Genomic DNA, 22,262 nt, shown 5'->3' on the forward strand with positions numbered 1-22,262 from the left:
TGCGACAGGTTGGTTCAATGAATGAACCAACCCTGCTAGGGTACGGGCCATGGCAAGGTTCAATGACCGAACCGTAACCGGTTCCCCCGTCCCGACCGCTTCCGCCGCCCCGGTGACCGTCGCCCACCCCGGCCGCACCCTCGCCCTGACCAGCGCCGCCACCGCCGTCGCGCTGATGACGTACACCGCGCCGATGGTCACGCTCCCCGAGACCGCCGCCGACCTGCACACCCCGCTCTCCGCCCAGGCCTGGCTCCTCAACGGCACCCCGCTCGGACTCGCCGCCCTCCTCCTGGTGGCCGGCAGCCTCGCCGACGACCACGGCCGCCGCCGGATCTTCACCGCCGGCACCCTCGCCCTGGGCCTGACCACCGTCCTCGGCGCGTTCGCGTCGACGACCTGGCAGTTCACCCTCGCCCGGATCGCCCAGGGCGCGGCCAGCGCGGGCCTGCTCGCCAGCAGCCTGGGCCTGCTCGTGCACGCCTTCCCGACCCCGCGCGGACGGCTGCGCGCGACCGGTGTGTGGGGCGCCTTCGTGAGCGGCGGCATAGCCGTCGGCCCGCTGGTCGCGGGCGCGATGCCCGACTGGCGGGTGGCGTACGGGGTGCTGGGCGCCGCGGCACTGGTCCTCGCCGCCCTGGGCAGCCGCAGCCTCACCGAGTCCAAGGCCCCGCGCCCCGGCCGCCCCGACGTGCTCGGCGCCCTCACCTTCGGGCTGGCGCTCGTCGCCCTGATCGCGGCCCTGACCCTGGGCCGGGACGGCTGGCTACGGGCCCCGGTGGGCCTGTTGCTGCTGGCGTCGGTCGCACTGGTGGCCGCCTTCGCCTGGGTGGAACGCCACACGCCCACCCCGATGATCGACCTCGGCCTGCTGCGCCGCCCCGCCTTCCTGGCCTCCTCCGCGGGCGGCCTGTTCACCGGCCTCGCGGTGATCGGCCTCTTCAGCTTCCTGCCCGCGCTGCTCCAGCAGACCCTCGGCATGTCCGCGATGAACACGGCCTGGCTGTTCCTGCTCTGGTCCGGCCTCTCCTTCACGGTGGCCCTCCAGGCCCGCCGCCTCGCCGGCCGCGTCCCGCCCCGCCTCCAACTCGCCCTCGGCTTCGCCCTGCACGCGGCAGGCGTCCTGACCATGCTCGGCGCCCTCTCCGCCCACTCCTGGACCCGCCTCCTGCCCGGCCTGCTCCTCGGCGGCATCGGCAGCGGCCTCCTCAACGCCGCGCTTCCGCTGGTGGCGGTGGAGTCGGTGCCTGCGGCACGGGCCGCCATGGGGTCGGGCGCACAGCAGACGTTCCGCTACGTCGGCTCGTGCGCGGGCGTCGCGCTGACGATCGCGGTGTCGACGTCGGTGGGGGGCGGGCTGGCGCGAGGGGCGGATGTGGCGATGGTCGTGTCGGCGGGGCTGGCGGGGGTGGCGGCGGTGTTGTTGGGGGTGTTGCGGGAGCGGGGGTAGGGGGCGGGGGTTGGCGGGGCGGGTGTGGTGTCTGCGGGTCGGCGGGGGCAGGGGCGCAGGTCATTGGGGGCGGGTGTGGGGGGCGCGGGTCGGCGGGGGTGGGCGTAGGGGCGGGGGTCGGCGGGAGCGGGTGTGGGGGCCGCGGGTCAGTGGGGGGGCGGGGGTAAGGGCGCTGGTCAGCGGGGGGCGGGGGTAAGGGCGCGGGTCAGCGGGGGGCGGGCGTAGGGGCCGCCGGTCAGCAGGAGCGGACGCAGGGGCCGCGGGACAGCGGGGGCGGGCGTAGGGCCGCCGGTCAGCAGGAGCGGACGTACGGCCGCCGGTCAGTGGGAGCGGGGGCGGGCGCACGGGCCCCCGGTCAGCCGGGGCGGACGCAGGGCGCAGGGCAGCGGGACCGGGCGCAGGGACGCCGGTCAGCGGGAGCGAGGGCGGGCGGAGGGCCGCCGGCCAGCCGGGGCAGGCGTAGAGGTTCAGGTCAGCGGGAGCAGGCGCAGGGACGGGTCGGCAGGGGCGGACACAGGGCTCGGGTCAGCAGGGGCGGACACAGGGCTCGGGTCAGCAGGGGCGGGCGTGGGGCTGAGATCAGCGGGGCGCGTCGGCGCCAGCTTGGCCCGCGCCACCAGCCGGTACCGGCCCGGGTCAGCGCGGGCGCATCGAGGTCAGCTTGGCCCACACCACCAACCGGTACCGGGACGTGTACTCCGGGGTGCAGGTGGTGAGGGTGAGGTAGTAGCCGGGTTCGGAGTAGCCGTACGCGGTACGGACCGTGGAGCGCGGGACGCGGTTCAGGACGCCCGCGTCGCGGGCCGAGGTCCGGTCGAGGGTCTTGTCGACGGCGTACGTGTAGACCGCGGTCCGGGTCTCCACCTGGATGGCGTCCTTCGCGGCCAACTGGTTGATGTAGCGGAACGGCTCCCCGTGCGTGTTCCGGTGCCCCGCGAGCGCGAAGTTCCCGGCCTGGCCCGGCTGTTGGGTGCCGGGATAGTGGCCGACGTACCCCTTGTTGAGCACCTCCTGCTTGCCGACGCCCTCGGCGACGGGGACACGGAGGTGGAGGCGGGGGATGGTGAGGATGGCGTAGGCCTGGGACCAACTGGGCTGTGCGGGGCGGGTGGTGGGCTGCCGGCGGGTGGAGGGGACCTGCGGCTCCCCCGAACCCTCGACCTCGGGCGGGTCACCGGCCGGTGGGGTCGGCGCCCCGGTCCCCCACTCCCGCTCCAGCGCCTCGACCTTCCGCTCGGCGCCACGCCGGGCCTCCCGGTTGGTCCACCACAGCTGGTGCACGACGAGAAGCAGCAGCACCACCCCCACGGTGACGAGGAGTTCACCCCCCACCCACACCATCTGCCGCCGCCGGGCACGCCGACGCCGGGTGTCGTGCCGTACGACGGGAGCGCGTGGAGGTCGTACGAAGGGAACCCGCATGCACCCACCTGCCTGCTCGGCCGCCCACCGGACCTGGACCAGGCCCGCACCATAGGCGCTGCTCCCGCAAGTGACCAGAGCGACAACGCCTACAGCACCGACCGTCGACTTGCCCACCGCTCCACGCCCACCACCCCACAACCGCTACCCCTTCTCACAACCGTTGGAGAAAGCGCTGTCCCACCTCTCGACAACCCCACCCGTCACCCCTGATGCTTCGTGATGGCGCGCGGGGGGCGAGAGGTGCGAGCCACCACTACGTCTTCAGGCCAACTCCTGCTCAGGGGCAGGATCCTGGCCCCACGGAGAGGCGGAAAGACAGCCAATGATCCGACGCAGAACGCTCCTGACGGCCGCGGGAGGCACCCTCCTCGGCAGCGCCCTGGCGACCGGCACCGCGCGCGCCGACGCCACGATCGCCGTCACCCCCGGCACGTCGTACGGCACTTGGGAGGGCTGGGGCACCTCACTGGCCTGGTGGGCCAATGTCTTCGGCGCCCGGGACGACTTCGCCGACCTCTTCTTCACCACCAAGTCGACGACGTACAACAACACTTCACTCCCCGGCCTCGGCCTGAACATCGCCCGCTACAACCTGGGCGCGTGCAGCGGGAACACGGTGAGCGGGTCGTCGATGGTCGCGTCACCCAACATCCCCGCGTTCAAGCAGATCGAGGGCTACTGGCAGGACTGGAACAACGAGGACCCCACGTCCTCCGCCTGGGACTGGACCGCGGACGCCACCCAGCGCGCGATGCTGACGAAGGCGGTGGCCCGCGGCGCGACCACCGAACTCTTCGCCAACTCCCCCATGTGGTGGATGTGCCTGAACCACAACCCCTCGGGCGCCTCGGACGGCGGCAACAACCTCCAGTCCTGGAACTACCGCCAGCACGCCTCCCACCTCGCCTCGGTCGCCCTGCACGCCAAGAACAACTGGGGCGTGAACTTCGCGACCGTGGACGCCTTCAACGAGCCCTCGTCGTCCTGGTGGACGGCGACCGGCACGCAGGAGGGCTGCCACATGGACGCGACGGTCCAGGCGGCCGTACTCCCCTATCTGCGCAGCGAGTTGAACAGCCGAGGCCTGACCGGTGTGAAGATCTCGGCCTCGGACGAGACGAGCTACGACCTGGCCCGCACCACCTGGAACTCCTTCAGCTCCACCACGAAGGGCTACGTCGACCAGGTCAACGTCCACGGCTACCAGGGCTCGGGCGGCCGCCGCGACCTGCTCTACACGGACGTCGTCACGACCGCCGGCAAGAAGCTCTGGAACTCGGAGACCGGCGACAGCGACGGCACCGGCTACAACCTGGCCTTCAACCTCCTCTACGACTTCCGCTGGCTGCACCCCACGGCCTGGGTCTACTGGCAGGTCATGGACCCGTCGGCGGGCTGGGGCGTGATCAAGTACGACGCGAGCACCCTGCAGCCCGGCGCGATCGAGACGAAGTACTACGTGCTGGCCCAGTTCAGCCGCCACATCCGCCCCGGGATGAGGATCCTCGACACCGGCGTCAGCTACGCGACGGCGGCCTACGACGCCACCGCCAAGCGCCTGGTCATCGTCGCCCTCAACACCTCCACCTCCGCCCAGACCCTGACCTTCGACCTCTCCCGCTTCACCACGGTGACGGGCGGCTCGGGCGGCCTGGTCCCGCGCTGGAACACGGTGACGACGGGCGGCGACAAGTACGCGTCGTACTCCAACACCTTCCTGAGCGGGAAGACGGTGGCCGTCCCCTTCGCGGCGAAGGCGGTGCAGACGATCCAGATCGACGGGGTGACGATCTGATCGACGCGTGAGACGGGCCAGGGTCGGTTCCGGGACGGGCGGGCCCTGGCCTGCAGAGATCTCTCCCATGTCACCGCTCGGCAGTACGGTGTCCCTCATGCGCCCCGACACGCCTGCCGAGAACGTCGACCACACCGCCGAAGCGGCACGCCTGGAGCGAACCGCCGGCCTGTATCCCGAGGACGCCGAGCCCCTGCTCCTGCAGGCCGCCGCCCACCTGGAACTGTCCGGCGACCGCCCCGCGGCGACCACGCTCTACGACCGCCTACTGTCCTCGTCCGCTTCGCTGGAGAGCCCGCATCTGGTACGCGCCCTCAAGGCCTCGAACTTGTGGGAGTACGGCCACGAGGCCGAGGCCAGGGCCATCATCACCGGCGTCCGCGCGGAGGCCCCCCGGGACCCGGCCCCCTGGGTGATCGTGGCCGAGTCCCTGGAAGCCCACGACGAGCTGGAGCAGGCCCAGGAGACGTTCACGGAGGGAGCGCGCGTGCTCCTGGAGGACGTAGCGGAACCCCCGTACTCCACGCACCCCCTCCTGTTCGGCCGCCACCGGGTCCGCAGGATGCTGGGCGCCCCGCACGACGACTGGGACGTCCTGGCGGACACCCTCCACACGTCCCCGGTGCCCTTGGACGAGCTGCACGACCCCAAGCGCGTCTGGTCCCTCGGCTCGGACAACCCGGCGGAACTGGCGGCGGAGATCTCCCGCCTCCGCGCGGAACTCGGCACCTACCGCGAGGCCCTCTCCCGCCCCTTCCCGGTGGCGGTCCTGCACTGGCCGAAGGACGAACTGACGGAACTGCTGACCGCGTACGCGCCCCTGTCGGAGGAGTACCCCTCCCACGAGGAGCACCTCGCGACGATAGAGGCCTCCCTACGCGAACTCGCGGCCTCCGGCACCCCCAACCTGGGCATCGTCACCGGCACGGTCCCGTCCTACGAGGCCTTCGCGGCCTCGGAGGGATCCTCCCCGGCAGACAGCGCGCTGCTCCCGCAGTACGCGACGACGCTGGCGGCCCGAGGCCGAGCGGTGGCGTGGCCGCCGCAGCGGGGGGCGGAGTGCTGGTGCGGGTCGGAACGGCTGTACGGCGACTGCCATGGAGTGGGGACGGCATAGCGGACACGCCGAAGCTGACGTAAGGGCATCCGCCCCGGGCGACGGCCGCCGACCACCACCGCAAAGGCGGCCGTCACCCGCATGTCAGAGACCGGCGAGCAACCCGTCGAGCGGAGCCGGCACCCGATCCTCATCGAGCGCCTCGACGAGAACGCGCCCATAACGGATCTTGCGCCCCTTCTTCGTACCGAGAAACCGCCGGAACTGCTGCTCAGGAGCCCGCCCCTGCTGCGCAGGCTGCTGCAGAAAGATCTCCAGCGCCCGCGACTCCCCCTCCTCCCTCACGAGCTCCCCCACCCGCGCCACCCCCAACGCCCGGATGAGCTCATCCTCAAGATCCGCCGAGCAAACAAAGACCCCCTGCTCCCCCGCACCGCCCCGCTCAAATCCACGCACGTAATACGGTCGCTCCCGCTCATCACACAGCCCCACAAGCCGAAGCCCCAGCCCGGAGGGCCCGAGCAGCCCCGCATAGCGCCCCACATTCATGGCCCCACCCATGGACAACACGCACACCCCCTCCCCCTCCAGATCCCGCCCCCGCCGCTCCGCGAGGGCATTGACGGCGGCAACATCACTAAGCCCCTCAAGCAGCACGACGACCCGAACGCCCAACACCCCAGCAAGCTCAGCCGCAGGCCCCCCATCGCCACCACCCCCCACCCACGCGGCGACGGCATCCCGGAACGCCCCCATGTCAGTCATGAGACGAGTCTCAGCCCCCACCGGCCCCGGGGCGAGGTAATTTCCCCAACACCAACCCACCGCCCCCACCCGCCACGCGCCCCCACCTCGCCAACGCGCCCACCCACAACGCACAAGCCGCCAAACCCACCCGGCGTGCAGGCGAGGCGCCCCCGCGCCCGGCAACGCAGGCCGACCGAAACCCGACCGAGCCGCCAACTGACCTCGGCCGCCCGTCTCCCCGGGCCGCCCGCTCGCTTCTCCCCCGTGCTGGAGCGGCCCGGGTCAAGGGTGGCCCGCAGGGCCATCGGCGCAGCCGACGCGCAGCGCCCTTGAGGCGGGCCGCGGAAGCACGACACTGACGAGGAAGCGGGCGGCCCCAACAGCACCCGCACAGCAGGCGAAGCCATGAACGCCCGTCTCGTCACAGCTCAGCGGGGTCACCGCTCACACTTCCGGCGCCGCCCTCACCGTAGAACCGCCCTCGCTCGCAGAGGGCATCGACCTCCGCGTTCTCGGCCTCGCTCAACTGCCCGTCCAACGCAACGCTGATGACCCGTCGCGCACGAGCCAGCCGCCGAGCGACATCCCAGTCGGCGACGAACTCCCCCACGGTCCGCTCATCGGCAGTCCCCGACGCCTGCCGAGCCCCGATGCGATCAAGGGAAACCACGAACTCGTTCAGGTCTTGCAGGACCGCCACGACTTCGTCGAGGGGCAGGCGGATCTCTCGGGAGGACATGTCCATCAGGTGATGGAACTCCAGGAGAGAGGTCTGTGTCCCAGATGCGGACGTTACTGTCCGACCCACCCGCAACGGAACCCCTTCAGCACTCCAGTTGCAGTTCGCTATTCCCGCTGGAGCACTAATTACTCTGACGCCTCAGGCAATCGAAAATGGCCGAGGCAACGGCCTTCCCCAAAGGGATCGGAACCGCGTTGCCAATCTGCTTCGCAATCTCCGTCTTCGATCCGCACCATCGGAATTCACGGGGGAATCCCTGAATTCTGGCAGCCTCGAAGTGGGTAATAGGGCGGGGTTCTGTAGGATGTAGGTAGCGACCCTTTTCCGGCTTGAAGAACTCGGTGCGGATAGTGACGGACGGCTCACCGAGACGGAGTCGCCCCATGACGTCGCCAGTGCCGGTCGTGTGGTTGTCCCAGCTCTCGGTCGAGAGGTACTCAACCGCCGTCTTCACACCCACAGGGCTCGGTACAGAGTAGAACTGGAAAACACCGTCCTCGTCCAACGTGTACCACTTGCCCTCCAAATCCTTACGGTTCCCACCTTCAGGGATCGCACGATAACGCGCCAACGACAGCTGTTTCGGTTGACGCTTGAAATGGAGATCTTCGGTCGTGAAGATACCTGGAACGTTCACGTCGATATCTTCAATGTACTTTTTTCCATCGGGGAGCTCGGTCCCCGTGAGCGGGATCTTCTCGGACTCCTTGAAGATCTCGTCCACCGGCTTCCAATAACCGATTTCTGCACCGACACCGTCGAGCGTCTGCGCAGCGGCATCCATGCCATTCTTCGGGCGGCGCCGAAGCATCGGCGCCGGGTAGGACATCGCGCGAACGTTGTCGATGTCCCTGCGGACGCCGATGACGATGGTGCGCCGGCGCGATTGGGCCGCGCCGTAGTCCGCCGCATTGAGGAGGTACCGCTTGATCTTCTGATCCTCGGTTTCGCCAGGTACATGCCCCGGGGGGTCGACCAGCCGGTAGTCCGCGAGCTTGCCCCCCTCCCGGACCTCGCTCAGCAGGTTGCGAAACTCATCCGACTTGAGGAAACGATCGACGTTTTCGATCACGAAGACCTTGGGTCGAACTCTCGCAACAATCCGGACATACTCCTCCCAAAGGCGGTTACGCTCCGTACCCTTCCTGTTCCGGTTCAACGCCGAAAATCCCTGGCAGGGAGGCCCCCCGACCACGACATCCGCATGCAGATCATCCTCGGTGGGCTCCCACTTCTCGATGTCCCCGAAGTGCACCCGGGCAGCTGGAAGCTCCTTGTCGAGCCGCTCGCTACCGAAGTTGACCGCGTACGTGGCGGCCGCAGCCGCGTTGTGTTCGACCGCCGCGATGCTGCGGAACACCGGTCCTGTGCCTTCCGCCCCTTCTGGTCGGAACTCGTGGAATCCCTGCGTAAAACCACCGCAACCCGAGAACAGGTCCAGGACGGTGATCATGTTGAGATCGTCGGGGCGGTACGCATGCATGGCGTGATCTTAGCTTCGTAGGGCTGCTGCGATGGCATGTCCGACAGCAGCGGCAAGTGGCGGCGGCATGGCATGGCCGATCTGTCGATAACGAGATGTCTTGCCTCCTGCAAAGATCCACTCCTCAGGGATCGACTGAATGAGTGCGGCCTGCTCGACAGTCAGCTTGGGCATCTCCGCGGAGGGGAAATCCGCTCCTGGCGGCTCGTCGCCGAGGCTGTTGCCGTTCACGCCCAGCGCCGCCCACGCCTTCTTGCTACCGGTGGGACCCAGGTCGGCGCCACCTCGTCGATCGGACCCTCCCACGAGCGCCGGTGCAATACGGTCCGCGCCCTTGATCCACTCATCTGCGGCCGGCCAGCCCCGTGAAGACATGGACGGGCCGAGCACCTCACCAACAGTGGGAGGTGGCCTGCCCTCCGACTCGGGCCAAGAGAACCGCGAGAAGTACGGCTCCCGCATGGCCACCATGAAGCTGCTCCTGCGGTTCTGCGGCACACCGAAGTCAGCCGCGTTGAGAATCTTCCATGTGGTGCGGTATCCGGCTTCCGCGAGCCGAGCTCCCATCCACTCCCGATCGGCCTCGAACTCCGGGCTCTCGGCCAGGTCCGGGACGTTCTCGAAGAGCACGGCCCTGGGTTTCACCTCGTGCGCCAGATCGATGGCGGCCCGAAGGACTCTGCGTTCGTCCGTGTCCTCGTCCCGCCCGACAGTAGCCATCGACTTGACCCGCGGGAGACCGCCGCTCAGAAGATCGACGCCGATGATGTCCGGCCGCTGGCTGACTGGGAAATGCACTAGGTCGATGCAGATCGTGTCCCATTCCGGTCTGTTGCGTCCGATGGTGAAGCAGGCGTCGGCCTTGCTGTCGAGGAGTACCACAGGATCAAAGCCGGCCTGTTCCAGGCCGAGGGCTTGCGCGCCGCAACCGGCACAGATCTCAACAGAACGGAACCGACGGTCCACCGGAGGCTCTGCAGGGCGCCCGGACACTGACGGCGTCCGCTGAGCAGCCGAGAAGGCGGGTGGGGTAACAGCAACACGGTGTGCGCCGTCGCTCCCGGCGGACGGCGAAGCGCGACATTGTGCATCGACGGACTCCTGAGCGACCGACCTCAACTCGTCATCCAGAGCGTGTCCCTCAATGCCGTCGAAGAGTACGAACGGAGCGAGCCGCAGCAACCGTTTGAGGAAGTCGCGGAGTGTCTCGCGCTCGTTGAGGCCCTGGAGATCGAGGTCTTTCCAGACGCGGAGAATCGCGCGGACCATGTGCGGACTGCCACCGAGCGCGGCACGGCGGGCGTAAATCTGGTCGAACGCCGCCTCACCAAGAATCTTGAGCGCACCGTACGGCTCTGGATCGTCGGAGGCTCGTACCAGCTGAGCGCGCCACCACAGGCGGCCGAAGACATGGCGAGTGAGATCGGTACCGAGGACACGATCCTTCGGCGGCTGAGGGTAGCGCCAGAACGCGACATCCGGGAGCACTACAAGGGCGAGGAAAGCCCAGACGTCCCGCGAGGCTGCCTCAGCGGGCACCACGCCCATCTCTGCGTGCAGCAGGGCGGCTAGCTGAAGGTCGAACTCGGCGTTGCGCGCACGGTCGGAACCGTCGGGGAAACCTGCGCTTTTGGCAAGATCAACAATGCTTTCCCGCAGTTCGCGAAGCTGGGTGGTGGAGATCCGGTCCCCGCCGGTGGCCACGTATACAGCGGACTCATGGGAGAAGCGGACACAGTCGGCCAGTTCCTCGACAGGCAAGTACTGGTATTGCTCGAAGAGCGGCTTGGCTTGCTCGCCGAGCAGCCGAGGGTAGAGGAAGCTCATCATGACACCTCAAAGATCTTGACCGCCGCCTGCAGGTCCGAGGCGAAGAGCGCAGGCGATTGTCGACGCCGCAGACGGATGTCGGTTATCGGCTGCCCTGGGAAGAGTCTGTCGAAGAGACTTACCAGGGTCGCCCCCAGCGAGCCATCCGGGAAATCGCTGTCCTCAGTGAAGTCGTCATTGCTCAGAGCGTGTTCGATCATGATGCGCGCGGCGTCCGCGTACACCGCGGACAGGACGATCCGGTCGATCGGGCGGGGTTTGCCAGCGTTCTCGAACGCGGTGGCAGTGACTGTGTTCCGTTCGTTGACGAGTAGCAGCAGCGACCCCATCGTGGCGCTCTCCAGACCACCGCTGATTTGTAGATGCCATGCAGCGTTGTCCGGGAAGGATGTCAACGCGAAGTCGATGACCGCCATCGGGAACTGCGGGGCATCACCCTGCAGCCGGAGTTCCTCTCGATCGCTCCACAGCACCGAGCCGGCACGGCGAGGCGAGGAAGGACCAGCGTCGGGTCGGCGTTCGCCCAGAACCAGAGCAGTGTCTAGGACAAGCAAGCCGCCGAGGTCCGCGCCACGCAGGACAATGTCGAACTCCGCGGTGATCGTGCCGCTGTCGTCGAGTCGTGCGTGTTCGGCGGGCCCACTGAGGTTGGACCCGGTTGCCGTCCACACCACAGCCAGGGTCAGCGCCGCGTCGGCCGGGAGCCCCGACAGGGATCGCGCACGGTCGAGATCGACGCTGACAGTCCTGCGCAGGTGCAAGTCCATCTGGTAGTCCCAATCCGGCAGCGCCTCCGGCATCTGGACCTCACCGTCCTGGACCACCAACTGCCACGGCTCGGCAGCGACAACGTCCTCGGGCGGCACTCGGTAGGGAAGAACGCGGCGAGTCACGGCCCCTTCACCACCTCGACCTTGATCCCGATTTCGGTCATGGTGTCCGGGGCCGGACGTACAAGCGCGCGCCATACGGCGTCGCCGCCTGCAATGACACATGTGTCGCCGCTGTGGAGGCGACCGTCGACGTCTTCCCACCCAAGCAGGACAGGCATGCTCGCTCCGATCGGCGGATCGGTCTCGCGCCCGCCTGTTCCGGGGAGGGTTACGGCCAGATCGATGCGGACCCGCTGCAAGCCGTCCACCGGTAGCCGGAAGTCCTGAACGAGCAACGCGTCCTCATCACGATCCTCGTAGTAGGGCTCCCCCACGTACTGCACGCGGGGGCGCCTTTTTGCGATGCCGGCCCGGCCGTTCTCTGTCCCGTACGACGGCTCTTCACGGTCACCGAAATCGGCTGCGCCGTCGGCGTAGCCGTCTTCAGGACTCGACGGCCCGCCCGCCGTGGCAGGGCGCCCGGCTGTTGAACGCCGAGAGCCCTCCTCCTCTTTCGCAGCACGCCGGGCGACTCCCTCCGGCTTGGAGTAGGCCGTGGCCCCACCAATGCCCCAGGCCCCGCCCACCAGTCCGGAGAAGAATGAACTAGCCGCTCCCAACGCTACGTTGCTCGCGCCGGAACGAGCGACACCGCTCAGGGACAACAGGTCGTTCAACGCCTCCCCGATGCGCTGAAACGTCGTCCTCACATAGGTGCTCTCGGGTCTGTCCAGGGACTGGGGATGCCAGGCATCGTGCGTGGGCGGCTCAGCCTTCGCATACACCTCGTCCATGGCCTCACTTGCGCGGAAGACCCCGGCGTAACCCTGATTGACGCTCGGCGGCTTCGGCCCCGGATGGTAGGTGACGACGAGTTCCGCAGGCCGCATCAAGCACACATGGTGTACCAGGTCCTCCACGTCGAGCATGCGTGAGGCGCGCGTCGGTTCCAGCGGCGGCATGATCCGCTTGACCAGACCGAGTCGCCCGAGGTGCTGCTTCGGCTTGAGGCAGGCCAAGTCACTGCCCGTCGGCCCGATCATTGTCTCGTAGGCGGCGACGAACATGCTCAGCGGCCGCGTCTGCCGAGGATCGGGGACAGGGTGATCCACACCGTCGCAGGTGACGGACAGGCGCATGGCCGGGGCCTTGCCCTCCGCTGAGATCATCTTCGGCCAGAGGTGCCACGCCGCAGTCTCGGCCAAGTAGTCGGCTGCTGCGGCCGGCTCGAGTTCGTCCAAATTCGGGTCGATGACAACGACGGTCGTCCCTGTCTCGATCGGCCCGAATGCTCGGAGTCCCAGCTTCTGGGCAGCGCTCTCGGCTGCTTGGCCGATCAGGGGTTCCACAACATTTCCGGAAGTGTCGCCCCACCAGTGGCGGCCTGTGTAGCGGCGTTCGCCGACGCTCTCCTGGGCGACGTAGCTCTTCCACAGGGTGCATCCGATGAGTCGCGTCTCGTAACCTCCCAGAGGCGTGCGGCATCGGGAGTGCACGAGGACCGTTCCGGACTTCGACAGCAGGTAGAAGATGCCCTTCCCGAACCCGTACGTACCGCCACCAAGTGCGGTGTCTCGCGGCTCTCCTATGTTGCGGATGAAGGAGACGAAGTCTCGTTCGGACCCCACAGCCTGGTCAGCGCGGGTAGGGCCGCCGAGCCCACGGGTGCCACGGTCGGAAACGGCCAGCACTCGGACGGGCCGATGTCTGAGCGCGTCGCGCAGCGGGAAGTGCTCCGGATTGGTGGGCGCGCCTTCGAGGAGAAGTTCGCGCCACGCCACGGCATGCGCCGGGCTCACCGTCCGTATGTCGATGCGGTAGTCGACCGGACTGGGCGATCCCGCGATACGAGCGTCCCAACTGTTCTGGGCAGACTCGCGCACCAAGAGAGTCAGCAGGTCGAGCTCTGGGCGGCCGAGCTGGTTGCGAATACCTTCGGCGGCGCTGGCGCCTTCCGGCGGATAGGGCTGGGAGAACCAACGAGGCTCGGTCACGCGGGCTCCTGAACCAGCTTCTCGATCATCTGGGAGACCTGCTCAGGTTCCATCGGCATCGGATTCTCGCCGGACAGGTCGATGGTGTACTCCACGTCCATGACGGATACAGGAACGCCTGCTGCGGTGAGAGCTTCGCCGGTCAAGCCGGGGAAGTCCGCGTCGACTCGGTACCACCGTTCCTCGGCGATCGCGAAACACACGTCCTCGTAGAGGTCGGCGTCAGCGAGACGGTAGCCGGCCCTTGCAAGCAAATCGAGAAGAGCCCCTTCGTCGTCGCTCAGTCGAAGGGCTTCGTCCACCGACTCGACAAATCGGGTTCCGATTCCGCTCGTCGTGGTGCGGCGCAGCCGAAACCAGACCAGGTAGAGGTTTCCACCGGCGGGCGCTTCGAGCTGGTCGAGCCCATGAATCCTCGGCCTTCGGCCCTCGCTGCCGGTGCTTGCCTTCACCTCGACCGCGTTGATCGCCGCCGAGAAGTCGTGGCGGTGTCCTTGGGGCCCATGCCAGATCCGGTGTGCACTCGAATCCTTGCCAAGGAGGCGGTTGAGCACCGTCAACTCACCGAAGAGGCCGGCAAGTTCCTCCGGCCCGAGGGGCGGCCCCTGCGTCCGGAAAAGAGACTTCCAGCGGTCGAGCACGCGATAGAGCGCCTTGACGGGATTGTCAGGCGACTCAAGGGCCTTCACCAACACGTCCACACACAACTCGGTGAACAGGTCGCTGAAATCGTCCTGCAGGCAACCCAGATCCGCGTAGGTCTGGTATGTGTCTGCGTCCTCCAACGGACGCTTTCGCAGCCGAAGCACCGGCCCGTCCAGGCCAGTGCGCACCTTTATGTGCGAATGGATCGGCACCAGCAGATGGCGGTGTCCGTCGTGGTCGACAGCCACTGCCAAAGGACCGCTGCTCGTGGTGACAGAGAGTTCCGCCACCCGCAGGCGACGCTCCCCGGTGGCAGGCTCCGTCTCCAGCGCGGCCCAGCGCCGCTCGACGAGGCTGCGAAGCTCGTCCTCGTTCATGCGTCCTCACCGTCGACGAGGCTGTAGTCCTCCTCCTCGATATCAGCTCGCACGTTGGACAAGTCCGCCGAAATGTAGCTCTGCACACTGTCGTCGTTTTCAGGCTTCGGGAAAACGAGGCCGACACCGATCACGTGCTCCTCCGCGTCGAGCGGCGCACGCAGCTTCTTCGAAGGATCAGGCTCGGACACCTTGTCGATCGGATACAGGACAAGCAGACCGGTGTCGGGAAGCTGCTTGCGCCGCTCCTCCGTGATCTCCTTCTCGGTCAGCTTTCCGGTGTCCCCAGCGAGGTCAACCGCCGCGTCCCTACGGCTCATCAGTGTCTTGATGTCGGCGAAGTCCGGATCGGGATTGGCCACGGCCAAGCGGGCACGGTTGTTCAGTCCGACGGTCACGTGAGGTACGAATGTGAAGTCCCGATGCTTCCCGGCAGGGTTGCCCACAATGGCGACGTTCCAGCGCCCAAGGGAGCCTGCGCTGACCCGCTTGCGGATGTAATTACTGATCAGCTCGGCATCGTTCTCCGGCGACTTGGTGTGGAACTTGTAGTCGACAAGGAAATCGAGGACCAGCTCATGCGGCACGTCCCGGAAGACGTACCGTCCATCAGCAGCCCGCTCCTCCACACGGTGCGTGCTGGAGAGTGCGGCGGCGACCAGCGTGCGCGCCGCGTCGGCGTTGCCACGCAACCATTCCGCATTGGTGTGGAAGTAGCGTGTTTGCACCCGCTTCCCTCCATACGAGGATGCGGCTACCACGGCATCACGCATCTTGGCGGCTGCGGTCACGCGCAGAGCGGGGTGGGTTCGCAGACGCACGGCAAAGGTCTGCGGGGTCTCATCCTCTGTCATGTAGATGTCGATGTCGCGACGCATCTCCGTCTCGACCGTGGCCAGATGCCGGAACCACTCGGCCAACTCGTCGGTCATCCACGTTCGCGGCAGGTCGGCGTATCCGTTGCGGAATCCGAACCAGCGTCCCATCTGAAGCAGAGTGTCGTATGCCGAGACCGAACGGACGAAGTAGCTGACGGACAACCCTTCGAGGGTGAGTCCTCGCGAAAGAGTGTTGCCGCCCACCGCGATCGCGACGACCGGGCCGTTCTCATAATCGAGCCGGTCCTCGCTGCTCGAGTTGTCCATGATGACGCGACAGCTGTCGAGTACCTCAGGCAGTTGCGGAACCAGTTCCTCGAACGCAACCTTCGTCTCGCCGAACTCCTCAGCCGGTACACGTTTGGTCTCCGCGTCCCAGAGGGATCGCAAACCAACGAGGTAATCGGAGCTGCCCAGCGACTGCTTGGCCCGCCTCCGCAGAAACTCCAGGGGCCGCTTGAAGCTGTTGTGGACCGCCGTGTTGACGCTGGTGTGGATCAGCATCGTGTTGTGCGGATTACCGGTTCCGCGCACCCGCCTGGCCGCTGTTACCAGCCAAAAGTACTCGATTGCCTGTCTCAGCGTGTCGGTGATGTACGGCTCGAAGCCCTCAACATCGGCCCTGGTGCCGGGGCGCACCGCGGGAATATCGTCCTCCGGGACCGAACGGATCATGTCGTAGCCGTCATCGACCTGCTCCGGGTCCTCACCGTCGAGAGCATAGCGACCGAAGAGGACTTCCGTGCCGAAGTGCCCCGCAGGTTGAGGCAGGTTGACGACGAAGTCCTTGGGATACAGGTCCTCTGCGCTCGGGTCGATCAGCAGGTTCGCAAACGGAGAGGCCGTATATCCGACGTATGCAGACCTCGGCAAATGGCTCATGATGTTCAGAATCAGCGGATTGATCGACTTCGTCGCCACGGTGGCCTGGTCGGCCTCGTCGTCGATGATCAGCGCCGGACAGTCCTCAAGGTAGGTCGACGCCTTCTCGAGCCACTTGGCGAGCTTGCGCAGGACCGCCGCGTTCTTCTTCACCACGCACAGCACGTGGGTTCTGTTGCTCTTGCTGAAATATGAGGCCGGATTCTCCTGCGGGGTGAAGTCCTTGTCGAGCCCGGTCAGTTGGAACCACAACGAGGGGTTCGGTTCCACGAGCTGCTGCACGAGTCGCGCCTGGGTCTGGCGGCGGAGCCCGTTGTGAATGCCGGCCAGGACAATGAAGAGCTTGTAGCCGCGATCCGCAGCTTTCGCCATCACGGACGTGAAATTGGTCGTCTTCCCGGACTGGACATAACCAACCACCAGGCCGCGAGTGGAGAACTCTTTCTCCTTCGGGTGGTTCAGCAGAGAGACCACACGGGTCGAGGAGTCATCGAGACTTCGGATCGCGGGAGTTTCGGGCCAACCGTCCTTGCGGAGTTGGGCCGCAACCGCCGGCCAGCACTTGTCCTTGGCCTGCGGACCCGTGTACCACGTGTCGCGGTTTCCCAGGATGACGGCGTGCGGCTCTTCGAGCTCCTTGATGCGAATCGTCTGTTGCTCGTGCCGCTCACGTATCTGCTGCACGGTCTCGGCAGGGATGCCGAACTGCTCCAACCGCTTGACTGCCTCCGCCGGAGGGAACGAATCGAGCAACGCCCTGAACGTGTCGTACATTCCGTCGAGTTCGTCGGTCATGGGAGTCGACCGTTCCCCGTTTCTGTTCGCTGGAGCCAATCGGACTGCGAGGCGCTGCGCCTCATCGATCAACCCGTCCCCGGCACAGCCCCTCGAAGCGCGCCGGGACGCGCCCCGTGCACACAACATCTACACGATATTGCGTGAGACGCGTCCTGATGCTCGGAATCATGATCTCGATCCGGTTCGGAGGCCTCGGGCTTCACGAACCCCACACAAAAGCACCAAACCACAAAAAACAGGAACAGCGGGTCGCCGGATTGAGACAGCAGGGATCAAGAGCCCCCCGGAACCGCTCTGCGAGACAGCACCATGGCCTCGATCCGATGGACGACCTCCTCAACCGACTCGTGCTCCCAGAACCTCAGAACCTCCCAACCGGCGGAAGTCAGATGATCGGTCGTCTCACGATCGCGAGCGATGTTCCGGTCCAGCTTCGTACGCCACCACTCCGCATTGGCTCGCGGATGGGTGGCATGCTCCGGGCAACCGTGCCAGTAACAGCCGTCGAGAAACACGGCGATCCTCAACTTGCTGAAGGCGATGTCCATGCTCCGCCGCGGCATCCCCGGGACGGGGTAGTGCACCCGGTACCGCAGACCGTCCGCATGCAGTAGGCGGCGTACGGCCAGCTCCGGCTGAGTGTCACGGGAGACCTGACGACTCATACGTGCGGAGACCGATGGGGACGATGCGGTCGGGGACATGGCACCAGTCTTCCGTGTAATCGTCGCCGCGCAAGCCACTCCCACGCCCACAAGGAGCCCGACCATGTGGATTACCGCTTCGCGCTCTGCATTGCAAAGAAGGAGCAGGGGGCGCCTCCACAGAGCCTCACCGTGCAAGCAGCACGCGGCAGTCACGCCGCATCCACCTCGGCTTCGTAATGCATCTGAGCCCGGTCGAGGATGTGGTCCGGATCATTGCCGCGCGCTGCGGTCCAATGCAGCAGATCCGCAATCAGCTCGACAGCTGACTCCTCCAGACCCGCCTCACGCCCCCTGCCCGACAGTCCAAGAGCAGCTCCGCCGACCGTCTGATACCGCTCCAGCACGTCAACAGCTCGCTCAATGCGCCGACAGGCACGTCCGGCCCCGCTCGGAATCTCGCACCAGACCGCCTTGCCCGCCGCAGTCAGCACCGTCCCCCAGTCCACAGCCACCGCCGCAAGCAGATGCAGACCTCGCCCGCACTCCTCGTCACACCCGGCAGCCCTGAGCTTCGGCTCCGCGCGGCTCTTGTCGTGAACTTCGAGCCGCAGTACCTCACCGCACCATTCGAGGATCAAGGTCGCCGTCGCACCTTCGCCGACATGCTTGATGACGTTCGTCGCCAGCTCCGTCACGAGCAGCTCCGCCTCCCCGGCGGCGGCGGGCATGCCCCAGCGGCTCAGTTGCCTGACCGCCGCTCTTCTCAGCAGAGGCACTTCTCCGGGCACCGCCTCGAACGGCAGGACACAGCGCAGTCGGGTTTCGGTGACTTCGTATCCAGGCATGGCCACTCCTCCCTCCCAGCCACGCACATACCGAACTCGCCGTATCCGTACGGCTGCACTGCGTAGCTGCTTACGAGAGGAGCATGGCACAGAGAAATCTCTCTGTGTAACTTCTCATGGAAATCCATCGAGTGAATCCGATGGTCGGTCGGCGGCCTCGCTGCCTAGCCTGATGGGGATCTGCCGGGCCCGCCGCCCGGTGCATGGCGAAGGAGCCGAATGGCCGAGCGAACCACAACCCGACGCCGCCAACTTGGCGCGATGATGCGGAAGTTGCGCGCCCGCAAGGGGCTGACCCTGGAGGAGGCCGGGAAGCTCGTCGGCGTGTCCAAGGCAACGGTCAGCAGGTACGAGACCCAGGCCGGGCCCGTCAAGTGGATCGTCGTCGATGCGCTGTGCCGCGAGTACGGAGCAACTGAGGCCGAACGCACCTCTGTTGTCGCTCTGGCCAAGGACGCCAAACAGCAAGGCTGGTGGAGCTCCTTCGCCGACTCCATTCCGGAGAGCATGAACCTGCTGCTCACCCTGGAGGACGAGGCCATCGGTGAGAACCACTTCGCGTGCGTCTACGTCCCCGGTCTTCTGCAGACTCGCGCGTACAGCACGGCACTTCAGCGGGCCAACGAGGTTCCGCTGGAGCCGAGCGAGATCGAGCGCCTGGTCGACATCCGCATGAAGCGGCAGGAGATCCTCACCCGGCCCAAGCCCCCGCGCCTCTGGGCGATTCTCGACGAGTCCGTCATCCGCCGCGTCGTCGGGTCAGCCGAGATCATGAAAGAACAGCTCGGCAGGCTCCTCGAAGCCAACGAGTCGCCGCACATCACGCTTCAGGTGCTGCCCTTCTCCAAGGGAGCCCACGCCGCGGCCCTGGGAAGCTTCGTCATCATCGGGGGCGTCGAGCCAGGCCTCGACGTCGTCTACGTCGACTTCCACACCGGTTCCCTGTTCCTGGAGAAGGACGAGGAACTGGAGCGCTACAGACTTGCGTTCGAGTACCTCCGCGCACAAGCGTTGGACATGGAAGCTTCGTCCGCCATGATCCATCGCGCCCTCAAGGAGCTGTGAATGCCAGTCGTCCCTCGGCCCGCCGACGAGCCTGCCTGGTTCAAGTCGTCGTACAGCGGCGGTAACGCGACCGAATGCCTGGAAGCCGCGTTCATACCCTCCGGTGTGCTGATCCGGGACTCCAAGCGCCCCGCGGCGCCACACCTCGCGGTGTCGGCACAAGCATGGGCCGGATTCCTGGCAGCCACCCGGTGCCCGCACTGATCAACAGGCTCGTAACCTGCGAGAACACCTCTTACGATCAGGCCCCCGCCGACACGAATGTGGCAGCTCAAAGCCGAGGGTGCAGGATAGACCCATGACAACCAAGGTCTACTTCGACATCACCATCAACGACGAGCCCGCCGGCCGTATCAACTTCAACCTCTTCGACGACGTCGTCCCGAAGACGGCCGAGAACTTCCGTGCCCTCGCCACCGGCGAGAAGGGCTTCGGTTACGCCGGGTCCTCCTTCCACCGCGTCATCCCCGCCTTCATGCTCCAGGGCGGCGACTTCACCCGCGGCAACGGCACCGGCGGCAAGAGCATCTACGGTGAGAAGTTCGCCGACGAGAACTTCAAGCTCAAGCACGACCGGCCCGGGCTGCTGTCCATGGCCAACGCCGGCCCGAACAGCAACGGCTCGCAGTTCTTCATCACGACCATCGTGACGGACTGGCTGGACGGCAAGCACGTGGTCTTCGGCGAGGTCGCCGACGAGACCAGCATGGAGCTCGTCAAGAAGATCGAGGCGCTCGGTTCCCGCAGCGGCACCACCTCGGCGAAGATCACCATCGCCGAGTCCGGTCAGCTCTGACACCTGCCCCACGGCACCTGTGAACGGCCGGCGCGTGAGACATCGCGCCGGCCGTCGCGTGTCCCACCCGGGTGTGTGGATGGACGCCGGGTCTTCGGCTCCGCCCTCGTCATGAGGGGACCGGCCCGAATTCCTTCATCGCCGCCAGCAGCCGCCCCGGGCAGTCCAGGTGTACGTCGTGCCCCGCGTCCGGGATCACCGTCAGCCGGGTTCCCTGCGGCCTGCGCCTCAGCATCTCCTCCGCCTCGTCCGCCGGGAGCATCCCCTTCCCGCCCCTCACCACCAGAGTCGGGGAGGTCAGCCTCGACCATTCCTCCCAGTACGCCCTCGCCGTCACCTCCGTGATCGTGGCGACCATGGTGTTCCGGTCGAAGCGAGGCCACCAGCCGTCCGGGCGTTGCTCCAGGCCCCTCGCCCACGCCTCGTGGCCGAGGAAGCTCTCCGCCTCTCCGACAGACGTGAAGGGCGTCGGCCAGCTGTCCAGCCAGGCCGCGATCTGCGTCGGGACGGCCGGGTTCGGGCCTCCCGGCCCCGCCTCCACCAGGATCAGGGACGACACCGACGCCGGGTACGCCGACGCCAGCAACATGGCCGTGTTGCCGCCCATGGACTGGCCCAGCACTGTCACCCGCCCCAGGCCGAGTTCGCCGATGAGCGCCGCCGCGTCCTCGACGTGGGCCGCCCTGCTCACCGTAGAAGGGCGACGGGTGCTCGCGCCGTGGCCGCGGGCGTCGTACGACACCACGCGGAAGCCGGCGGCCAGGAGGCCCGGCGTCAGGGCGTCCCACTCCCCCAGGTGACCGGCGAGGCCGTGCAGGAGCAGGATCGTGCGGGGCGGCGCGGGAGAGGGTGGCGGCTGCTGGTCCCGGTACGCCACGCGCGTGCCGTCCCGCATGATCACCTGGCTCACGCCGCTCCCCTTGTAGCCGTCCTGTTGCCGGAACTGTGGGCTCCGCCACTGCCGTGCCGCCTAGCGGCTGCTGGACTCGGCCGACAGTCGATCACAACGGGAGGCATGGTGGCACTGCTGAATCTGCTGTTCGTCCTCGTCGCCGCCGTCGTCGCCTTCGCGCTCGCCGGGTACGGCTTCGGGCGGCTCGCCGAGAGCGGTGTACGGCGGGCCGAGCTGCCGGTGCTTCTCCGTGGTCTCGGCGCCCTCGCCGGGGCCGTCGCCGCGGCGCTGTGCGCGTGGGGGCTGTTCATCGTCGTGGGCGCCGTCGTGACCGCTCAGGACGGCGGTACGGATTCCGCGCCGCCGCAGTCCTGTCGTACCGCGGGCTGGTGGGAGCGGCACCAGCGCGGCGTCGAGATCGTCGACTACTCGGTGTCGTATCTCCCGCTCGGGTTCGTCTGCGAGACCAGTGACGGCGGGAGCTACGACAACGGGGACGTGCCGGGGTATCTCAACCCGGCCCTTCTGGGCTTCGCCCTCGCCGGTGTCGGGTGCGTCGTCTCCGCGGGGTACGTCTCGGAGATGCGCGGCCGGCGGCAGCACAGGGAGCGTGCGGGCGAAGCCCAGTAGGGACACTCACGCTGTCGGCATCAGCTCCGCCCTCCCGAACAGCAGCGCGTACCCCGGCGGCAGCTGAGCGAGGATGCGGTCCACCAGCGCGTCGCCCGCCCAGCGCGGGAGCGTGCTCAGTACCGAGCTGACGTCCCAGCGGGCCGTCGCCGTCGTCGCGCCCTCGATGCGGGCCGCCACCGATTCCACGAACTCCGCCGCCGTCAGGGGGCGGGTGGCCGGGATCTGGCCGGCGACGACGCGCGCGGCCTGCTCGGGCAGCGCCCGGGCGAGGGCCACGCGCTCGTCACCGGTGACGTGGCCGCCCAGGGCGGACAGGACGACGCGGGTGACGCGTTCCGCCTCGGCGCGGGTCGGGTACTGGCCCGACTCCCGTACCGCGTCCACCAGTTCGGCCCAGGTTCTCTTCAAT

20 protein-coding genes are annotated in these 22,262 nt (G+C 67.3%); 7 read left to right on the plus strand and 13 right to left on the minus strand.

The annotated features are described in order from the left end of the window. The first annotated feature begins 49 nt into the window (after positions 1-49). On the plus strand, positions 50-1,450 hold the full coding sequence (locus CRP56_RS16065; protein ID WP_097264596.1) for an MFS transporter: 1,401 nt from the start codon (positions 50-52) through the stop codon (positions 1,448-1,450). A 636-nt stretch (positions 1,451-2,086) separates the two neighbouring features. Here CRP56_RS16065 and CRP56_RS16070 read toward each other — a convergent pair. Then, positions 2,087-2,872, minus strand: a complete 786-nt coding sequence (locus CRP56_RS16070; protein WP_257040797.1) for a class E sortase — start codon at positions 2,870-2,872, stop codon at positions 2,087-2,089. A gap of 325 nt (positions 2,873-3,197) precedes the next feature. Here CRP56_RS16070 and CRP56_RS16075 point away from each other — a divergent pair, with 325 nt between their 5' ends. Both CRP56_RS16075 and CRP56_RS16080 read left to right on the plus strand, forming a co-directional pair. Beyond that, entirely contained in the window at positions 3,198-4,670 is a 1,473-nt protein-coding gene (locus CRP56_RS16075) for a glycoside hydrolase (protein ID WP_097264600.1), read from the plus strand. 97 nt (positions 4,671-4,767) lie between these two features. Beyond that, positions 4,768-5,787: an SEC-C domain-containing protein gene (locus tag CRP56_RS16080; protein ID WP_097274098.1), complete on the plus strand. Its 1,020-nt coding sequence runs from the start codon at positions 4,768-4,770 to the stop codon at positions 5,785-5,787. Positions 5,788-5,871: 84 nt separating this feature from the next. Here CRP56_RS16080 and CRP56_RS16085 read toward each other — a convergent pair whose 3' ends face one another. The 10 genes from CRP56_RS16085 to CRP56_RS16130 form a co-directional block, all read right to left on the minus strand. Then, a complete protein-coding gene (locus CRP56_RS16085; RefSeq protein ID WP_097264602.1) occupies positions 5,872-6,492 on the minus strand; it encodes a TOPRIM nucleotidyl transferase/hydrolase domain-containing protein in 621 nt (206 codons plus the stop codon). Positions 6,493-6,895: 403 nt separating this feature from the next. Next, positions 6,896-7,219: a hypothetical protein gene (locus tag CRP56_RS16090; protein ID WP_097264604.1), complete on the minus strand. Its 324-nt coding sequence runs from the start codon at positions 7,217-7,219 to the stop codon at positions 6,896-6,898. Positions 7,220-7,337: 118 nt separating this feature from the next. Further along, entirely contained in the window at positions 7,338-8,699 is a 1,362-nt protein-coding gene (locus CRP56_RS16095) for a DNA cytosine methyltransferase (RefSeq protein ID WP_257040798.1), read from the minus strand. Between the two features lie 9 nt (positions 8,700-8,708). Then, positions 8,709-10,529 carry a DNA cytosine methyltransferase gene (locus tag CRP56_RS49085; RefSeq protein ID WP_306459444.1) on the minus strand — a complete coding sequence of 607 codons (1,821 nt, stop codon included), beginning with the start codon at positions 10,527-10,529 and terminating at the stop codon, positions 8,709-8,711. After that, complete coding sequence (locus tag CRP56_RS48025; protein ID WP_218877976.1) at positions 10,526-11,422, minus strand: hypothetical protein; 897 nt, start codon at positions 11,420-11,422, stop codon at positions 10,526-10,528. Before CRP56_RS48025 ends, CRP56_RS49085 begins: the two co-directional genes overlap by 4 nt. Beyond that, positions 11,419-13,395 (minus strand): hypothetical protein, encoded by a 1,977-nt coding sequence (locus tag CRP56_RS16110; RefSeq protein ID WP_097264606.1) that lies wholly within the window; start codon positions 13,393-13,395, stop codon positions 11,419-11,421. The genes CRP56_RS48025 and CRP56_RS16110 overlap by 4 nt, the downstream gene beginning before the upstream one ends. Next, on the minus strand, positions 13,392-14,417 hold the full coding sequence (locus tag CRP56_RS16115; protein ID WP_097264609.1) for a PD-(D/E)XK motif protein: 1,026 nt from the start codon (positions 14,415-14,417) through the stop codon (positions 13,392-13,394). Before CRP56_RS16115 ends, CRP56_RS16110 begins: the two co-directional genes overlap by 4 nt. Beyond that, positions 14,414-16,972, minus strand: a complete 2,559-nt coding sequence (locus CRP56_RS16120; protein WP_097264611.1) for a Z1 domain-containing protein — start codon at positions 16,970-16,972, stop codon at positions 14,414-14,416. Before CRP56_RS16120 ends, CRP56_RS16115 begins: the two co-directional genes overlap by 4 nt. Positions 16,973-17,247: 275 nt before the next feature. Then, positions 17,248-17,745: a very short patch repair endonuclease gene (locus CRP56_RS16125; RefSeq protein WP_373559648.1), complete on the minus strand. Its 498-nt coding sequence runs from the start codon at positions 17,743-17,745 to the stop codon at positions 17,248-17,250. A gap of 86 nt (positions 17,746-17,831) precedes the next feature. Further along, positions 17,832-18,467 (minus strand): ATP-binding protein, encoded by a 636-nt coding sequence (locus tag CRP56_RS16130; RefSeq protein WP_097264615.1) that lies wholly within the window; start codon positions 18,465-18,467, stop codon positions 17,832-17,834. 219 nt (positions 18,468-18,686) lie between these two features. Between CRP56_RS16130 and CRP56_RS16135 the strand changes: the two genes are divergently transcribed. The 3 genes from CRP56_RS16135 to CRP56_RS16145 all read left to right on the plus strand — a co-directional run bounded on the left by CRP56_RS16135 (position 18,687) and on the right by CRP56_RS16145 (position 20,328). Continuing rightward, positions 18,687-19,532, plus strand: a complete 846-nt coding sequence (locus CRP56_RS16135) for a helix-turn-helix domain-containing protein (RefSeq protein ID WP_097264618.1) — start codon at positions 18,687-18,689, stop codon at positions 19,530-19,532. Next, positions 19,533-19,736: a DUF397 domain-containing protein gene (locus CRP56_RS16140; protein ID WP_097264620.1), complete on the plus strand. Its 204-nt coding sequence runs from the start codon at positions 19,533-19,535 to the stop codon at positions 19,734-19,736. 94 nt (positions 19,737-19,830) lie between these two features. Beyond that, positions 19,831-20,328 (plus strand): peptidylprolyl isomerase, encoded by a 498-nt coding sequence (locus tag CRP56_RS16145; protein WP_097264623.1) that lies wholly within the window; start codon positions 19,831-19,833, stop codon positions 20,326-20,328. Positions 20,329-20,437: 109 nt separating this feature from the next. Here CRP56_RS16145 and CRP56_RS16150 read toward each other — a convergent pair whose 3' ends face one another. Beyond that, positions 20,438-21,238, minus strand: a complete 801-nt coding sequence (locus CRP56_RS16150) for an alpha/beta fold hydrolase (RefSeq protein WP_257040799.1) — start codon at positions 21,236-21,238, stop codon at positions 20,438-20,440. Between the two features lie 105 nt (positions 21,239-21,343). Between CRP56_RS16150 and CRP56_RS16155 the strand changes: the two genes are divergently transcribed. Continuing rightward, positions 21,344-21,850 carry a hypothetical protein gene (locus CRP56_RS16155; RefSeq protein WP_097264625.1) on the plus strand — a complete coding sequence of 169 codons (507 nt, stop codon included), beginning with the start codon at positions 21,344-21,346 and terminating at the stop codon, positions 21,848-21,850. Positions 21,851-21,856: 6 nt separating this feature from the next. On the opposite strand, the gene CRP56_RS16160 is transcribed toward CRP56_RS16155, so the two are convergent. Further along, positions 21,857-22,261, minus strand: coding sequence for a DUF2267 domain-containing protein (locus tag CRP56_RS16160; RefSeq protein ID WP_097264628.1), 405 nt, complete (start codon positions 22,259-22,261; stop codon positions 21,857-21,859). Position 22,262 lies beyond the last annotated feature (1 nt).

Origin of the sequence: Streptomyces sp. TLI_55 (genome assembly GCF_900206255.1) — a bacterium.
In the GTDB taxonomy this organism is placed as follows: Bacteria; Actinomycetota; Actinomycetes; order Streptomycetales; family Streptomycetaceae; genus Streptomyces; species Streptomyces aquilus.

What these genes read in the sequence shown, in the direction of transcription:
- CRP56_RS16070 (WP_257040797.1), bottom strand. Translation starts at nt 2,872, where the DNA reads ATGCGGGTTCCCTTCGTACGACCTCCACGCGCTCCCGTCGTACGGCAC.
- CRP56_RS16120 (WP_097264611.1), bottom strand. Translation starts at nt 16,972, where the DNA reads ATGACCGACGAACTCGACGGAATGTACGACACGTTCAGGGCGTTGCTC.
- CRP56_RS16090 (WP_097264604.1), bottom strand. Translation starts at nt 7,219, where the DNA reads ATGGACATGTCCTCCCGAGAGATCCGCCTGCCCCTCGACGAAGTCGTG.
- CRP56_RS16130 (WP_097264615.1), bottom strand. Translation starts at nt 18,467, where the DNA reads ATGCCTGGATACGAAGTCACCGAAACCCGACTGCGCTGTGTCCTGCCG.
- CRP56_RS16125 (WP_373559648.1), bottom strand. Translation starts at nt 17,745, where the DNA reads ATGGTCGGGCTCCTTGTGGGCGTGGGAGTGGCTTGCGCGGCGACGATT.
- CRP56_RS16085 (WP_097264602.1), bottom strand. Translation starts at nt 6,492, where the DNA reads ATGACTGACATGGGGGCGTTCCGGGATGCCGTCGCCGCGTGGGTGGGG.
- CRP56_RS49085 (WP_306459444.1), bottom strand. Translation starts at nt 10,529, where the DNA reads ATGATGAGCTTCCTCTACCCTCGGCTGCTCGGCGAGCAAGCCAAGCCG.
- CRP56_RS16155 (WP_097264625.1), top strand. Translation starts at nt 21,344, where the DNA reads ATGGTGGCACTGCTGAATCTGCTGTTCGTCCTCGTCGCCGCCGTCGTC.
- CRP56_RS16145 (WP_097264623.1), top strand. Translation starts at nt 19,831, where the DNA reads ATGACAACCAAGGTCTACTTCGACATCACCATCAACGACGAGCCCGCC.
- CRP56_RS16075 (WP_097264600.1), top strand. Translation starts at nt 3,198, where the DNA reads ATGATCCGACGCAGAACGCTCCTGACGGCCGCGGGAGGCACCCTCCTC.
- CRP56_RS16135 (WP_097264618.1), top strand. Translation starts at nt 18,687, where the DNA reads ATGGCCGAGCGAACCACAACCCGACGCCGCCAACTTGGCGCGATGATG.
- CRP56_RS16095 (WP_257040798.1), bottom strand. Translation starts at nt 8,699, where the DNA reads ATGCATGCGTACCGCCCCGACGATCTCAACATGATCACCGTCCTGGAC.
- CRP56_RS16140 (WP_097264620.1), top strand. Translation starts at nt 19,533, where the DNA reads ATGCCAGTCGTCCCTCGGCCCGCCGACGAGCCTGCCTGGTTCAAGTCG.
- CRP56_RS16115 (WP_097264609.1), bottom strand. Translation starts at nt 14,417, where the DNA reads ATGAACGAGGACGAGCTTCGCAGCCTCGTCGAGCGGCGCTGGGCCGCG.
- CRP56_RS16080 (WP_097274098.1), top strand. Translation starts at nt 4,768, where the DNA reads ATGCGCCCCGACACGCCTGCCGAGAACGTCGACCACACCGCCGAAGCG.
- CRP56_RS16065 (WP_097264596.1), top strand. Translation starts at nt 50, where the DNA reads ATGGCAAGGTTCAATGACCGAACCGTAACCGGTTCCCCCGTCCCGACC.